Raw genomic sequence first — 12,635 nt, forward strand, 5'->3', positions numbered from 1 at the left:
CTTCAGCGTGAAGCGCCGGCCTCGAACACCTTGTCGCCGCCGATCCAGACGCTTCCTATGCCAAGATCGTCCGACAGCGCAACGATGTCGGCCGCCGTGCCGTTGGCCAGACGGCCAAGCCGGTGCGACTGGCCGATCGCCTGCGCCGGATAGAGCGAGGCCATGCGCAAGGCCTCGGACAGATCGACACCGACGACATCGTGCATGAACCGCACAGCCGAGATCATGTCGAGATCGGCGCCGGCCAGCGTGCCGTCGGCAAGCCGCAGGCTCCCGTCCTTGCGGTAGATGGTGCGGCCGTTGAGCGTGAACGAGGTCATGTCGGTGCCGATCGTCGCCATCGCATCGGTGACCAGCACGATCTTGCCCGGCCCCTGCTTGGCGTCGAGCGCGATCCTGATGCTGGCTGGATGGACGTGGATGCCGTCGGCGATCAGTCCGGCTGACAATGTGCCGATGTTGACGGCCGCGCCGACGAGGCCAGGCTCGCGGTTGCCGATCTGGCTCATCGCATTGAACAGATGCGTGACCACGCCGGCACCCGCATCGGCAAAGGCCTTTGCCGTGGCGTAGCCCGTGTCGGAATGGCCGAGGCTGACGATGATGCCGGCCTTGGCCAAGGCCGCAACGCGCGCCGGATCGACGGATTCCGGTGCGATCGTGGTGAGCAGCACCGGTAGTTTCGGCCGCGCCGCGATCAGCATTGCCTGGTCGGCATCCGTCATCGGCCGGATCAGCGCCGGATCATGCGCGCCCTTGCGCGCGATCGACAGATGCGGGCCTTCGAGATGCAGGCCGAGGAAGCCCGGCACCTTTTGCCGCGCGGCGGCCTCGCCAGCGGCGATGGCGGCAGCGGTGATCGCGGGCGTGTCGGTGATCAGCGTCGGCAGCAGCGCCGTCGTGCCGAACGGCGCATGCGCCCGGCAGATGGTTTCGATCGAGGCGACATCGGGGTGGTCGTTGAGCATGACGCCGCCGCCGCCATTGACCTGGATGTCGACGAAGCCCGGCACCAGCATGCCGCCGCCGGTGTCGGCGGCGCGGATATCCGAGGGAAGGGCGCCGGTGGGTAAAATCGCCTCGACCAGGCCGTCGCGCACGACTAGGGCGTGGCCTTCATGCCAGTCGTCGCCGTCGAAAATTCGGGCGCCAGTCAGGGCAAAACGGTCGCTCATACGGTCTCCGTCACTTTGCGAAGATTGCGCGGCGTGTCTGGATCGAGGCCGCGATGGCGCGCGAAGGCCTCGACGAACACGTAGAACGAAACGATCAGCGTCAGCGGATCGGTCAGCGGGTGACCGGTGGCGACATGCGGCAGGCGGGTGGCGCGGTTGGCAAGCGCTGAGGTGACGAACACCGGCGCCCCCTTGGCCGCCAGCCCGTCGGCCGCCTCAGTGATGGACGGTTCTGACGCATCGCGCGCGGCCAGCGCCAGCACCGGAAAATCGGGACCGATCAGCGCCAGCGGGCCATGCATGACTTCGGCCGCGCTATAGGCCTCGGCATGCATGCCGCAGGTTTCCTTGAACTTCAGCGCCGCCTCGTTGGCCATCGCCGCCGACGGGCCGCGGCCAAGGATGAACAGCGATTTCTGCTTCTCGATGGTTTCGGCCAGCACGCTCATCCAGTCGCAGGCGATCGCCTTGCCGAAATGCTCTGGCAAACGGGCCAGTGCTGCCAGAAGAGCTTCGTCGCCGGTGGAATGCGCCATCAACGCAAGACCGGCGACGGCGGAATTGACGAAGGTCTTGGTCGCCGCGACGCTGCGCTCCGGGCCGGCAAGGATGTCGATCGCATAGTCCGAGGCGCGCGCCAGCGGCGAGTCGGCGGTGTTGGTGACGGCGATGGTCAGCGCGCCGCCGGCGCGGGCGGTTTCGGCCATGGCGACGATGTCGGGGCTCTTGCCCGACTGCGAGATCGTGAGACACGCCGAGCCGTCGAGCCTCAGCTTGCGGCCATAGATCGAGGCAATGGACGGACCGACCGAAGCGACGGCAAGGCCCGCGGTCAGCTCCACGGCATATTTCATGAAGGTGGCCGCATGGTCGGACGACCCGCGCGCCACGGTGACGACGAAATGCGGGTCGCGCTCCTTGATACCGCGCCCGGCCTCGGCGAGCACGGCGCCGGAGCCGTCGAGCAGCCGGGCGACGGCCTCAGGGATCTCCTCGATCTCGCGCTGCATATGGGTGGTGTTGGAGATCATGGTCGGCCCTCTTCGCTCGGCCCTGTCAGCCGCAGTTCGGCAACGAAATCATAGGCGTCGCCCCGGTAGATGGAGCGGGTGAATTCGATCACCTTGCCGCTCGCCAGATAGGAAATGCGTTCGATATGCAGGCCGGCGATACCGGGCGGCACTTCGAGCAGACGCGCATCGCTGTCGCCGAGATTGGCGGCCGAGATGCGCTGCACCGCCCGTACCGGGCGGTTGCCGGTCAATTCCAGCGCCGTATAGAGCGAGGAGCCGATACCAGCTGGGTCGGGCAGCACGCTCGCTGACAGCGAGGCGCGTTCGATCGCCAGCGGCGTGTCGTTGGCGATGCGCAGGCGCGCCACGCGCGCCACCAGTTCGCTCGATGACAGGCCAAGCACCATCATCTCGTCGGGCGAGGGCGCGTAGAGGCCGCGGTCCAGCCATGCCGAACGCACCGCCATGCCGCGCCGCGCCATGTCTTCGGTAAACGAGGTCAGCCGCGACAGCGATTGCTCGACGCGCTCCATGCGCGGCGCCACGAAAGTGCCGGAGCCGTGGCGCTGCACGAGGATGCCGCCCTTGACCAGATCCTGCACCGCCTTGCGCACGGTGACGCGCGAAATGTCGGCCTTGGTGGCGATGTCGCGTTCGGAAGGCAGCGCGTCGCCCGGGCCGATCAGGCCGCGATTGACGGCGTCCTCGATGCTTTTGCGCAGCTGCAGATAGAGCGGCGCGCCGCTTTGCGCGGACTGCTTCAGCGTGGCAAAGATCTGGTCGGCGGCGTCATTCATCGCGCCGCCTCCACCGGTCTGGCGAAAAGCCGGACCGCCATCTGCACCGCGCCGCCCAGCGCATCGTCGAGCGGCGGCTTGAGCAGTGCCCGGTAGCGCGCCGACAGGCGCGGCGCGTAGAGCGGCGCCAGCCCGCCGAGCAGGCAAAGCGGCGCATCGTCCGAAAGGCCGAGCGCGCCGAGTGACGCCTCGACATCGCCGACCGCCTTGTCGACGATCCAGTTGGCGACGGCATCGCCCTTTTGCGCATGCTCGAACACTTTCGGCGCGAAGCCGCCGAAATCGCCGGGCTTGGCATTGGTGGTGAATTCGACCACGTCCTCGGGATTGTTGCGGAAGATGGCCATCATGGTGTCGGTCAGCGGCGAAGCCGCGCGCACGCCGTCATGGGCAAGCAGCGTCTGTTCTAGGAGGTCGCGGCCGATGCGGGCGCCGCTGCCCTGGTCGCCGACCTGGAAGCCCCAGCCGCCGATGGCGCGCGACGTGCCATCCTTGCGCGCCATATAGGCGGTGCCGGTGCCGAGGATGGCCATGGCGCCGTCACCGGAGCCGACGGCCCCTTCGAGCGCGATCTCGGCATCGGTCTCGACGCGGCTGATGCTGAACGGCAGGATGGCTTCGAGCTGCTGCCGGTAGGTGCCGACATTGGCACCGGCAAGGCCGAGAATGGCCGGTGTTTGCGGGATGAGTTCGGGATCCTTCCCGGCGGCGATGAAGGCTTGCCGCGCGGCGTCGACAATGTTCGAGCGCGCGCCGGTGAGGTCGGTGCGGATGTTGGCGGCGCCGCTTTTGGCACGGCCGATGACCGAACCTTCAACCGTTGCCAGGGCGGCCCTGCAGCTGGTGCCGCCGCCATCGATACCGAGCACGAATTTCACGCGATTTCTCCTCCGGGCGGATAATACCAATAAAATACCAATAGCCAAGAGTTAATTTCCGTTTCAAAAAGATTAAGCCGTATTTTATTGAAAATCCTGAACATTTCGTCGACTGAACGATTTCCTCTCCGCGATTTCGTTAATGCGTGTGGACAAGTGGTATTTTTTTGGTATTGTTCTGGTATTGGAGGAACACGGATGGCTGAAACGCGCACCGAAGCGCTTCACAGGAATGCCGAGGGGCTGGATATCCAGGCTCCGGAAGCCATCCTTGTTTCGCTGGCCGATGCGCAGATCGAAGCCGCCAAGGCCGTCCACAACGCCATCCCCGCCATCGCTCGGGCAGCCGAGATCATCGCCAGCCGGTTGAACGGCGGCGGCAAGCTTGCCTATGCCGCGGCCGGCAGTTCCGGCCTGATGGCTTTGGCCGACGCCCTGGAGCTTCCCGGCACTTTCGGCATCCAGCGCGACCGCATCGCCATCCTGATCGCCGGCGGCGACGAGGCCTTCAAGACGCTGGCCGGCGGCCCCGAGGACGATACGGAGGAAGCCGCGGCGGCGGTCGCCAAGGCCGGCATCGGCGCCGGCGATTGCCTGATCGCCCTTTCCGCCAGCGGCACCACGCCCTATGCGGTGCGCGCCATCGAGGACGCCCGGCGCCGTGGCGCGGCCACCATCGGCATCGCCAACAACCGGGACTCAGCGCTGCTGCGTCAGGCGGAAACCGCCATCCTCTTGGAAACGCCGCCGGAAGTGATCGCCGGCTCGACGCGCATGGGGGCCGGTACCGCCCAGAAGATCGCGCTCAACATGCTGTCGACGCTGACCGCCGTCCATCTCGGCCATGTCCATGACGGCTACATGGTCAATCTCATGGCCGACAACATCAAGCTGCGCGACCGCGCCGCGCGCATCGTCGCCGCCATCAGCGGGCGCGACAGGAACGAAGCCGCCCGGCTGCTCGAAAAGAGCGGCGGCGCGGTCAAGACCGCCATTCTGCTCGCCGCCGGCGCCGACAGCGCCGATGCGGCGGAGAAACTGCTGGAAGGAACCGGCCAGAAGCTGCGACCGGCGCTTTCCGCGATCGAGGGGAGCAAGGGGCCTAAAACCTCTGTTCTCATCAAAACCGAACCTGAAAAAGGTCAACAGGGAGACTGAGCATGACAACGAAATTACTGACGGCACTGCTTCTGGGCACCAGCATTCTCGGCTCGGCCGGGTTGGCTCATGCCGAGGACGTAACGCTCAACATCGAAAGCTGGCGCGGCGACGACCTTGCCATCTGGAAGGACAAGCTGATCCCGGCCTTCGAAGCCAAGAATCCCGGCATCAAGGTGGTGTTCGCGCCATCGGCTCCGACCGAATATGACGCAGCCCTCGGCGCCAAGCTCGCCGCCGGCTCGGCGGGCGACCTGATCACCTGCCGCCCCTTCGACAAGTCGCTCGAGCTCTACAAGAAGGGCAACCTCGCCGATCTCTCGGCGCTGCCCGGCATGGAGAACTTCTCGCCGGTCGCCAAGTCCGCCTGGCAGACCGATGACGGCAAGGCGAGCTTCTGCGTGCCGATGGCGTCGGTCATCCACGGCTTCATCTACAACAAGGACGCCTTCGACAAGCTCGGCATCAAGGTGCCGACGACCCGCGACGAGTTCTTCGCCGCGCTCGACAAGATCAAGGCCGACGGCACCTACATCCCGATGGCGATGGGCACCAAGGATCTCTGGGAAGCCGCGACCATGGGCTACCAGAACATCGGCCCCAATTACTGGAAGGGCGAGGACGGCCGTCAGGCGCTGATCAAGGGCACGCAGAAGCTGACCGACAAGGACTGGGTCGCGCCCTATGAGGAACTGGCCAAGTGGAAGCCGTATCTCGGCGATGGCTTCGAAGCGCAGACCTATCCGGACAGCCAGAACCTGTTCACGCTCGGCCGCGCCGCCATCTACCCGGCCGGCTCGTGGGAAATCGGCCTGTTCAACACCCAGGCCCAGTTCAAGATGGGCGCCTTCCCGCCGCCGGTCGAGAAAGCCGGCGACACCTGCTACATCTCCGACCATACCGATATCGGCATGGGCCTGAATGCAGCCTCCAAGCATGCCGACGCGGCCAAGACCTTCCTGTCATGGGTGGCCTCGCCGGATTTCGCCACCATCTACGCCAACGCTCTGCCGGGCTTCTTCAGCCTGAACTCCTCGCCGGTGAAGATGGCGGACCCGCTGGCGCAGGAATTCGTCTCCTGGCGCGGCAAGTGCAAGTCGACGATCCGCTCGACCTACCAGATCCTGTCGCGCGGCACGCCGAACCTCGAGAACGAGACCTGGGTTGAATCGGCCAACGTCATCAACGGCACCGACACGCCGGAAGCCGCGGCCAAGAAGCTGCAGACCGGTCTCGACAGCTGGTATAAGCCGGCGAAGTAAGAGCTCAGGCAACGGAGCCGGCCGGGCGCATGCCTGGCCGGTTCCGGATACCCTGGCTTTCAGAATAAGTCCGTTCAGATAGCGATTGTCGGCACCGCCTCGCGGCCTTACCCTTGCTCGTCTTGGGGAAGGCTGGCTGATCAGTCGCAGGCCTTTGTTCTTGCCGCACCGGGCAAGGATGTCGGGGCCGTGCATCGAGGCATCATCTAGCAACAACATCGTCTGGAACCGAGAGACGGCGGGAACCGAACTCATGGCCGCAGATATCAGACCGAAAAGACCGTTTCGCTGGCACATCGCCATCTTCCTGGCGCCGGCCGTGCTCGTCTATACGGCGATCATGATCCTGCCGCTTGCCGGCACGCTGCAGCTCTCGCTGTTCCGCAACATCGAGCAGCACCAGGTCTTTGTCGGTCTGGACAATTTCCGCACCTTGTTCGGCGATCCCAACTGGTCGGTGAATTTCTGGAATGCGCTGCGCAACAATGTCTGGTTCTTCATCATCCACATGCTGGTGCAGAACCCGATCGGCGTCATGCTGGCCGCCCTCTTGTCCAGCCCGAGGCTTAGATTCGCGGCCTTCTACCGCACGGCGATCTTCGTGCCGACCATCCTGTCCTTCGTCATCGTCGGCTTCGCCTGGAAGCTGATCCTGTCGCCGCTGTGGGGCGTGGCGCCGCATATGATGGACCTCGTCGGCCTGAAAAGCCTGTTCACGCCCTGGCTCGGCAAGGAGCAGTACGCGCTGACCGCGCTCAGCCTGATCTCGGTGTGGCAGTTCGTCGGCATCCCGATGATGCTGATCTACGCCGCCCTGCTGTCGATTCCCGAAGAGGTGATCGAGGCCGCCGAATGCGACGGCATCACGGGACTGTCGCAGTTCTGGAAGATCAAGCTGCCGCTGATCCTGCCGTCGATCGGCATCATCTCGATCCTCACCTTCGTCGGCAATTTCAACGCTTTCGACCTGATCTACACCGCGCAAGGCGCGCTCGCCGGGCCGAACTATTCGACCGACATTCTCGGCACCTTCCTCTACCGCGCCTTCTTCGGCTTCCAGCTGCAGGTCGGCGATCCCAATATGGGCGCGGCGATCGCCACGATGATGTTCCTGATCATCCTCGGCGGCGTCTGCGTCTACCTGTTCCTCGTCCAGACGCGCCTGCGTCGCTACCAGTTCTGAGGGGTGGATATGTTACGGCTGAACACCCCCCTTAGGCCTGCCGGCCATCTCCCCCGCAAGGGGGGAGATCGGATGTCATTTCGGCCTTCGCCAATCTCCAGCGTTGCAAGACGTGCGGCAACGCAAAAGCTGCCAATCTCCCCCCTTGCGGGGGAGATGCCCGGCAGGGCAGAGGGGGGTGCCTGGGCGCCGACCTCACGGATCGCGATTGTCCAGGAGACCTTCCAATGAGCACCGCTACCCGTTCGCTGCCCCGCACCATCGGCGCTCACGCGATCCTTTTGACCTACACGGCGATCGCGCTGTTTCCGGTGATCCTTGTCATCATGAATTCGTTCAAGTCCCGCGCCGGCATTTTCGGCGCGCCGCTGACGCCGCCGACGCCAAAAACCTTCGACCTGATCGGCTACACCACCGTCATCGGCCAGGGCGACTTCATCCACTATTTCCAGAACAGCCTCGTCGTCACCGTCGCCTCGCTGTTCTTCGTGCTTTTGTTCGGCGCCATGGCGGCATTTGCGCTGTCGGAATACCGCTTCCGTGGCAATTCGCTGATGGGACTCTATCTGGCGCTCGGCATCATGATCCCGATCCGGCTGGGTACCGTCGCCATCCTGCAATTGATGGTGGCGAGCGGGCTGGTCAACACGCTGACGGCGCTGATCCTGGTCTACACCGCGCAAGGCCTGCCGCTCGCCGTCTTCATCCTGTCGGAATTCATGAAGCAGGTGTCCGACGATTTGAAGAATGCCGGCCGTATCGACGGCCTGTCGGAATACACCATCTTCTTCCGGCTGGTGCTGCCGCTGGTGCGGCCTTCGATGGCGACGGTCGCCGTCTTCACCATGATCCCGATCTGGAACGATCTGTGGTTCCCGCTGATCCTGGCGCCGTCGGAAGAGACCAAGACGGTGACGCTCGGCGCCCAGCTGTTCCTCGGCCAGTTCGTCACCAACTGGAACGCCATCCTGGCCGCACTCTCGCTGGCGATCATGCCGGTGCTGATCCTCTACGTCATCTTCTCGCGGCAGCTGATTCGTGGCATTACCTCCGGAGCCGTCAAGTGAGTTCGCAAAAACCTCTTCGCGTAATCGTCGCCGGACTCGGCAATATGGGCCGCAGCCATGCGCTGGCCTATCACACCAATCCGGGCTTCGAGATCGCAGCCCTCGTCAACCGCTCCGACGTGCCGCTGCCGGACGGGCTGTCGGCCTATGGCATCAGGCGGTCTTTCGACGAGGCGCTGCGCGACGAAAAGCCCGATGTCGCCTGCATCGCCACCTATTCCGACAGCCATGCCGACTATGCGGTCAGGGCGTTCGAGGCCGGTTGCCACGTCTTCGTCGAAAAACCGCTGGCAACCACGGTGGCCGCCGCAAAACGCGTCGTCGCGGCCGCCAAGGCCAACGGCAAGAAACTGGTGATCGGCTATATCTTGCGCCACCACCCGTCCTGGATCCGGTTGATCGCCGAGGCGCGCAAGCTCGGCGGCCCCTATGTCTTCCGCATGAACCTCAACCAGCAATCCTCAGGCCATACCTGGGAGACGCACAAGCAGCTAATGCAGACGACGTCGCCGATCGTCGACTGCGGCGTGCACTATCTCGACGTCATGCTGCAGATCACCGATGCCAGGCCGGTCGAGGTGCGCGGCATGGGCGTGCGGCTGACGCCGGAGGTCGCGCCATCGATGTACAATTACGGCCACCTGCAGGTGCTGTTCGATGACGGTTCGGTCGGCTGGTACGAGGCCGGCTGGGGTCCGATGATCTCCGAAACCGCCTTCTTCGTGAAGGACGTCATCTCGCCGAATGGCTGCGTGTCGATCGTCATGAAGGAAGGTGTGAAGTCCGACGACATCGACACCCATACCAAGACCTCGACCATCCGGCTGCACAGTGCGGCGACCGGCCCGGACGGCAAGTTCGTCAAGGCGGACGAGATGCTGTCCATGGCGGGCGAACCCGGCCACCAGGACCTCTGCGATCTCGAACAGGCCTTCGTGCTGAAGGCGATCCGCGAGGACATGGATCTCACCCGCCACATGGACGACGCGGTCAAGTCGCTCGCCGTCTGCCTTGCCGCCGACGAGAGCGTGCGCAGCGGCGCAGCCGTCAAACTCTAAAGCTAGGAACAATATTGTGGGCTCGCTGAAGATCGAGAATGTGAAGAAGGCCTTCGGGCCGGTCGAGGTGCTGAAGGGCATCAACCTCGAAGTGACCGATGGCGAATTCGTCGTCTTCGTCGGCCCGTCGGGCTGCGGTAAGTCGACCTTGCTAAGGGTCATCGCCGGGCTGGAGGATTCGACCTCGGGCCGCGTGGTCATCGACGGTCAGGACGTCTCCGTCACGCCGCCGGCCAAGCGCGGCATCGCCATGGTCTTCCAGACCTACGCGCTCTACCCGCATCTGACGGTGAAGAACAATATGGGCCTCGGCCTGAAACAGGCCGGCACGCCCGCCCCGGAGATCGATCGCCGTATCGGCATCGCCTCGTCCATGTTGTCGCTGGAGCCCTATCTCGAACGGCGCCCGGCCGAACTCTCCGGTGGTCAGCGCCAGCGCGTCGCCATCGGCCGCGCCGTGGTGCGCGAGCCAAAACTGTTCCTCTTCGACGAGCCGCTGTCGAACCTTGATGCGGCACTGCGCGTCAACACCCGGCTTGAGATCGCGCAGTTGCACCGCCGGCTGAAGGCGACGATGATCTACGTCACCCACGACCAGGTAGAGGCGATGACCTTGGCCGACAAGATCGTCGTGCTGAACGCCGGCAGGATCGAGCAGATCGGCGGCCCGATGGAGCTCTACAATTCACCGGCGAACGAATTCGTCGCCGGCTTCATCGGCTCGCCGAAGATGAACTTCATCGACGGCGCGCGCCTCGGCGAGACGGCCAAGACCATCGGCGTGCGGCCGGAACATCTGACCGTCGATCCGAAGTCAGGCAGCTGGAAGGGCACGGTGGTGCATGCCGAGCATCTCGGCGCCGACACTAATCTTTATCTCGACTGCGAAAAGGCTGGGCTGATTACGGTGCGGATTTTCGGCGTCTATGACGCCGAGCCGGGCGCGACGCTCTATGCGACGCCGGATCCGGCGAAGACGTATAGATTTGGCGCGGATGGGAAGACGATCAAGTAGCGCGGGACCGCGCTCTTCCTTCCCCCCTTGTGGGGGAAGGTGGATCGGCGCGCTAGCGCCGAGACGGATGAGGGGTGCTCCAGCGGAGTGAGACGTCGGCGTTCCCTGGAGCACCCCTCATCCGACCTCGCTTCGCGAGGCCACCTTCTCCCGCAAGGGGAGAAGGTCAGGAGCCGCCGCCTACAAATCAGCCTTGAACGTCTGCTTCTGCTGGCCCAGGCCCTCGATGCCCAGTTCCACCACATCGCCAGCCCTGAGGAACACCGGCGGTTTCATGCCCAGCCCAACGCCGGGCGGGGTACCCGTCGAAATAATGTCGCCAGGGTGCAGCGACATGAACTGGCTGAGATAGGACACCAGATATTTGACGCCGTAGACCATGGTCTTGGTCGAGCCGTTCTGCATGGTCTTGCCGTTGACGGTCAGCCACATCTTCAGGTTCTGCGGATCGGCGACTTCGTCCTTGGTCACCAGCCACGGGCCGGTCGGGCCGAACGTGTCGCAGCTCTTGCCCTTGGTCCACTGGCCCTGACGCTCGGCCTGGAAGGCGCGCTCGGAGACATCATGCGCAACGGCATAGCCGGCGACATAGTCGAGCGCATCGGCTTCGCTGACATATTTGGCGGTCTTGCCGATAACCACGGCGAGCTCGACTTCCCAGTCGGTCTTTTCAGAGCCGCGCGGGATCAGCACGTCGTCATCCGGGCCGACAATGGCCGAGCTTGCCTTCATGAAGATGATCGGTTCCGGCGGCACGGTGGCGCCGGTTTCGGCGGCGTGGTCGGAGTAGTTGAGGCCGATGCAGATGAATTTTCCGGTGCCGCCAACGCAGGCGCCGAGGCGCGGCTTGCCGGAAACCACCGGCAATGACTTCGGATCGAGCTTGCCCAGCATCTCCAGCGAGGCCGGATGAAGCGTGGTGCCGGCAATGTCGGCGACATGGGCGGAGAGATCGCGGATCGTTCCATCCGCATCGAGCAGGCCGGGGCGTTCGCTCCCTACCTCGCCATAGCGCAGCAGTTTCATCTAAATCCTTCTCCTGGTTGCGGCCTCGCGGCCTTTTGCAAACTCTCCGCCGAGGCGATGGCTCCCCGAGGAGCCGGGCGGACCGTACCCATCGACCTCTTCCCGGGCAAGCGCGGACAGCTGTTGGGCGCCCCGGCACGCCGGAATTTCAGACTTCCCGATCCGCGGCAAACGTTAGGGCGCAGCCCGATCTCAGATCGACCAGCCGCCGTCGATATTATAGGCCTGTCCGGACGTGTAGGTTGCGCCGGCCAGGTAGACGGCGAGATCGGCGATTTCCTCCGGCGTGCCGAGCCTGCCCATCGGCTGGCGGGCGATGAAGGCGGCGCGGGCGGCTTCGTAGTCGCCTTGCGCATGCATGCGGTCCTGCAGCGACGGGCTCTCGACCGTGCCGGGGCAGATGGCGTTGCAGCGTATGCCCTTGCCGACATAGTCGGCGGCAATCGCCTTGGTCAGGCCGATGACAGCGGCCTTGGTAACGCCATAGGCAAAGCGGTTCGGCACGCCTTTGCCGGCGCCGGCGACCGAAGACATGTTGACGATCGATCCGTCGCCGCGCTCCAGCATACCGGGCAGCACGGCCCTGATGGTGCGGATCATGGCGCGGACATTGAGGTTGAAGGCGAAATCGAGATCGCCATCCTTCATCTCCAGGATCGAGCCGGAATGGACAAAGCCGGCGCAGTTGAACAGCACGTCGACGCGGCCGATCTCGGTGAAGGCGGCGTTGACCGCCTCGTCGTTCAGCACATCGAGCTTGCGGGTCTTGATCCCAGGCGTCTTGGCAAGTTCGGCGAGAAGCGTCTCGTTGATGTCGGTGGCGTGGACGGTGGCTCCAGTCTTGGCGAAGGCCAGCGCGCTCGCCTTGCCGATGCCTTGCGCCGCCGCCGTGATGACAACGACCTTGCCTGCCAGATCCGCCATGCCTTCCTTCCTCGCCTGCTTGGGTCAACTGCCTTTATCGGCGGCCGGCCAAGGCGTCATGTGCCAGTCAGGCTCGATT

The 12,635-nt window shown here is 64.5% G+C and carries 12 protein-coding genes; 6 read left to right on the forward strand and 6 right to left on the reverse strand.

Annotated features, from left to right (window positions below; genetic code table 11):
* Positions 1–2: 2 nt before the first annotated feature.
* The 4 genes from nagA to ACVILI_RS05115 are packed head-to-tail and all read right to left on the reverse strand — an operon-like array spanning position 3 to position 3,863.
* Positions 3–1,175: an N-acetylglucosamine-6-phosphate deacetylase gene (nagA, locus tag ACVILI_RS05100; RefSeq protein ID WP_038651067.1), complete on the reverse strand. Its 1,173-nt coding sequence runs from the start codon at positions 1,173–1,175 to the stop codon at positions 3–5.
* A complete protein-coding gene (locus ACVILI_RS05105) occupies positions 1,172–2,206 on the reverse strand; it encodes an SIS domain-containing protein (RefSeq protein WP_038651070.1) in 1,035 nt (344 codons plus the stop codon). Before ACVILI_RS05105 ends, nagA begins: the two co-directional genes overlap by 4 nt.
* Positions 2,203–2,985, reverse strand: a complete 783-nt coding sequence (locus ACVILI_RS05110) for a GntR family transcriptional regulator (RefSeq protein ID WP_019862377.1) — start codon at positions 2,983–2,985, stop codon at positions 2,203–2,205. The genes ACVILI_RS05105 and ACVILI_RS05110 overlap by 4 nt, the downstream gene beginning before the upstream one ends.
* The gene (locus ACVILI_RS05115; protein ID WP_038651073.1) at positions 2,982–3,863 is read right to left on the reverse strand and encodes an N-acetylglucosamine kinase; all 882 of its coding nucleotides are present in this window, start codon (positions 3,861–3,863) and stop codon (positions 2,982–2,984) included. The genes ACVILI_RS05110 and ACVILI_RS05115 overlap by 4 nt, the downstream gene beginning before the upstream one ends.
* Positions 3,864–4,061: 198 nt before the next feature.
* Here ACVILI_RS05115 and ACVILI_RS05120 point away from each other — a divergent pair, with 198 nt between their 5' ends.
* From ACVILI_RS05120 to ACVILI_RS05145, 6 genes are all read left to right on the forward strand, one after another.
* Positions 4,062–5,021 (forward strand): N-acetylmuramic acid 6-phosphate etherase, encoded by a 960-nt coding sequence (locus ACVILI_RS05120; protein ID WP_038651076.1) that lies wholly within the window; start codon positions 4,062–4,064, stop codon positions 5,019–5,021.
* Positions 5,022–5,023: 2 nt separating this feature from the next.
* Complete coding sequence (locus tag ACVILI_RS05125; RefSeq protein WP_010912695.1) at positions 5,024–6,283, forward strand: ABC transporter substrate-binding protein; 1,260 nt, start codon at positions 5,024–5,026, stop codon at positions 6,281–6,283.
* 253 nt (positions 6,284–6,536) lie between these two features.
* Positions 6,537–7,466, forward strand: a complete 930-nt coding sequence (locus tag ACVILI_RS05130; protein WP_038651080.1) for a carbohydrate ABC transporter permease — start codon at positions 6,537–6,539, stop codon at positions 7,464–7,466.
* Between the two features lie 227 nt (positions 7,467–7,693).
* Positions 7,694–8,533: a carbohydrate ABC transporter permease gene (locus ACVILI_RS05135; protein ID WP_010912697.1), complete on the forward strand. Its 840-nt coding sequence runs from the start codon at positions 7,694–7,696 to the stop codon at positions 8,531–8,533.
* Positions 8,530–9,591 (forward strand): Gfo/Idh/MocA family protein, encoded by a 1,062-nt coding sequence (locus tag ACVILI_RS05140; protein WP_038651084.1) that lies wholly within the window; start codon positions 8,530–8,532, stop codon positions 9,589–9,591. Before ACVILI_RS05135 ends, ACVILI_RS05140 begins: the two co-directional genes overlap by 4 nt.
* A 16-nt stretch (positions 9,592–9,607) precedes the next feature.
* Positions 9,608–10,606, forward strand: coding sequence for an ABC transporter ATP-binding protein (locus ACVILI_RS05145; protein ID WP_019862382.1), 999 nt, complete (start codon positions 9,608–9,610; stop codon positions 10,604–10,606).
* A gap of 180 nt (positions 10,607–10,786) precedes the next feature.
* On the opposite strand, the gene ACVILI_RS05150 is transcribed toward ACVILI_RS05145, so the two are convergent.
* Positions 10,787–11,632 carry a fumarylacetoacetate hydrolase family protein gene (locus ACVILI_RS05150; protein ID WP_019862383.1) on the reverse strand — a complete coding sequence of 282 codons (846 nt, stop codon included), beginning with the start codon at positions 11,630–11,632 and terminating at the stop codon, positions 10,787–10,789.
* 192 nt (positions 11,633–11,824) lie between these two features.
* On the reverse strand, positions 11,825–12,556 hold the full coding sequence (locus ACVILI_RS05155) for an SDR family oxidoreductase (protein WP_038651087.1): 732 nt from the start codon (positions 12,554–12,556) through the stop codon (positions 11,825–11,827).
* Positions 12,557–12,635: the final 79 nt, after the last annotated feature.

This window comes from Mesorhizobium sp. USDA 4775 (genome assembly GCF_054062655.1).

What these genes read in the sequence shown, in the direction of transcription:
- nagA (WP_038651067.1), bottom strand. Translation starts at nt 1,175, where the DNA reads ATGAGCGACCGTTTTGCCCTGACTGGCGCCCGAATTTTCGACGGCGAC.
- ACVILI_RS05105 (WP_038651070.1), bottom strand. Translation starts at nt 2,206, where the DNA reads ATGATCTCCAACACCACCCATATGCAGCGCGAGATCGAGGAGATCCCT.
- ACVILI_RS05110 (WP_019862377.1), bottom strand. Translation starts at nt 2,985, where the DNA reads ATGAATGACGCCGCCGACCAGATCTTTGCCACGCTGAAGCAGTCCGCG.
- ACVILI_RS05120 (WP_038651076.1), top strand. Translation starts at nt 4,062, where the DNA reads ATGGCTGAAACGCGCACCGAAGCGCTTCACAGGAATGCCGAGGGGCTG.
- ACVILI_RS05125 (WP_010912695.1), top strand. Translation starts at nt 5,024, where the DNA reads ATGACAACGAAATTACTGACGGCACTGCTTCTGGGCACCAGCATTCTC.
- ACVILI_RS05130 (WP_038651080.1), top strand. Translation starts at nt 6,537, where the DNA reads ATGGCCGCAGATATCAGACCGAAAAGACCGTTTCGCTGGCACATCGCC.
- ACVILI_RS05135 (WP_010912697.1), top strand. Translation starts at nt 7,694, where the DNA reads ATGAGCACCGCTACCCGTTCGCTGCCCCGCACCATCGGCGCTCACGCG.
- ACVILI_RS05150 (WP_019862383.1), bottom strand. Translation starts at nt 11,632, where the DNA reads ATGAAACTGCTGCGCTATGGCGAGGTAGGGAGCGAACGCCCCGGCCTG.
- ACVILI_RS05155 (WP_038651087.1), bottom strand. Translation starts at nt 12,556, where the DNA reads ATGGCGGATCTGGCAGGCAAGGTCGTTGTCATCACGGCGGCGGCGCAA.